The sequence below is a fragment of the Neisseria sp. P0021.S006 genome (assembly GCF_051956895.1).
On the sequence record NZ_JBQCWZ010000333.1, the window covers coordinates 1 to 1,477 of the forward strand.

Here is a 1,477-nt window from a genome sequence, read left to right on the forward strand (position 1 = left end):
CCAGTTGACGACGGGGGAGGAGGTTTCGCCTTTGACGTCGATACTGCCGTTCAGACGGCCTGCGATGTTTTGACGGACAAAGTCGTCTGCGCCGGTATTGTTGATGCCCAGTGCGAGTTTGAGTTGGTCTTGGGCGGTATCGATAGAGCCGGATACATCGATGCTGCCGTCTTTGAGCAGGCCGACGCCGATGTCTTCGATTTTGACCGTGCCTTTATCGTCGACGATGAATTCGCCGAGGATGCGTTTGACGGGGATATGGTTTTCATCGGCAAAACCGGCTTGGTCGTTTTCCAAGTCAATCGAGCCTTCCAACGCAACGCCGTCGGTAAAGGACGGAATGGTGGTGGCGTCGAAATTCAGGCGCGCTTTGGGCAGGGTGGGCAGGAAGGCCTGCGGATTGATGTTGGAACCTTTAACCAGGATTTCGCCGACGGTTTCGTTGAGGCTGTCGGCGAATGGGTGGATGGTGGATTTGGCAGACAAATGAACATTGTCGCCGTCGAGCAGTAGGTCGGTGTACACGTCTTGCAGGCTGCCCCACAGGCGCACCGTGCCGTGTATGGTTTCGCCCTCAAGCTGGCCTTTGGTGTAGATGGCGGTATTGAGGACGTAGGGTTTGTTCAAACCGAGCACCACCGCGCCTGTCGAGCTGCTCCAGGGCGTGTCGGCGGTTTTGATGTGGAGGCGGTGTTCTTTTTTGTCGTAATGATAGGCTGCGTGCAGATGGTCGAGATAGACGCTCTGCTTGTCAAAACGCTTGCCTACGCTGATTTTGCCGGTTTCCAAACGGTCGAGATAGGCGGTAACGGGCAGGTCTATGCTGTCAGGCAGGCCTTTTGAAGGCTCTTCTTCTTTGGGCGGCGTGCGCTTGGTCACAATGGCGATGTCGCCGGCCACGACTTCGGTAATGTGCAAAGACGGACGGAACAGCTCGGACGGTTTCCAATCAAAGCGGAAGCTGCTGATTTTGACATCCGCACCTTCTGTTTCAATCAACCATTTGTCGCCTTCAAAACCTTCAATCAGCGTGCCTTTCAGTGTGTCCGAAGAGATTTTGACGCCGAACCATGACGGGATCTTGTACAAACCGAAATGCAAACCCGATTCCGTACCGACCAGCCAGCCGATTGCGCCGGCAGAAACGGTCAATACGCTCAAGGCGGACAGGACAAAGCCGCGTAACAGGCGTTTTTTGCGCTTTGGCGGGGCGGGCTGTTGTTCAGACGGCGTGGAAGTGTTTGCAGTATCGGTCATGATATTTTTCTGTTTGTCTGTTGTTCAGACGGCCTGGAATGGCTGAGGCCATCTGAAAGAATGGATGGTGTATGTTTGTTAAAACCTTGTGCCTAAGCTGATGTGCCAGCGGATTTTCTTGTCGTGATGGCCGTAGGCAATGTCGAAGGAGAACGGCGCAACCGGGCTGAACCAGCGCACACCCAAGCCGGTACCGTGTTTTAAGGTCATGTGTTTGAAG

1 protein-coding gene and 1 pseudogene are annotated in these 1,477 nt (G+C 54.4%); both read right to left on the reverse strand.

Annotation, left to right across the window (positions count from 1 at the left end):
• Nucleotides 1-1,257 (reverse strand): annotated as a pseudogene (locus ACTHUM_RS13860) (translocation/assembly module TamB domain-containing protein); the annotation flags it as partial.
• 78 nt (nt 1,258-1,335) lie between these two features.
• A partial coding sequence (locus ACTHUM_RS13865; protein ID WP_440403154.1) for a BamA/TamA family outer membrane protein occupies nt 1,336-1,477 on the reverse strand: 142 nt, incomplete at its 5' end.